Annotated in this window: 1 pseudogene; it reads right to left on the bottom strand. The window is 49.1% G+C overall.

Annotated elements, in window-relative coordinates:
- A pseudogene (locus AB4585_RS26330) lies at positions 1-279 on the bottom strand (cytochrome bd-I ubiquinol oxidase subunit CydA); the annotation flags it as partial.

The raw sequence follows: 279 nt of genomic DNA, 5'->3' as shown, positions 1-279 counted from the left end.
ATCATCAGCCGCCGCTTGGATTTGTGTTTCTGTTGCGTCTACTACATTGTCGGTGTAACGCTTAAGCAGCAAGCCATAACCCAAGTCGTCTTTCACCTCATCAAAGGCTGCCATGTTCGCGTCAGATTTGTCACCTGCGCGCAGCTTTTCAAGAAGGTCATAAGCGAACATACCGTTGCGGATGCGATCGACGTGCTCTTCACGAAGGTCGCGAAGGCCTGTCACTTGCTTATCAACTGAACGTGTTGCGATGATACCCATGACATAAGGGATCTTAAT

The sequence above is a fragment of the Vibrio sp. 10N.222.49.C9 genome, from assembly GCF_041474985.1.
In the GTDB taxonomy this organism is placed as follows: domain Bacteria; phylum Pseudomonadota; class Gammaproteobacteria; order Enterobacterales; family Vibrionaceae; genus Vibrio; species Vibrio crassostreae_C.
Note: the sequence above shows the minus strand (reverse complement) of the source record. Positions and strands in the feature narration are given on the sequence as shown.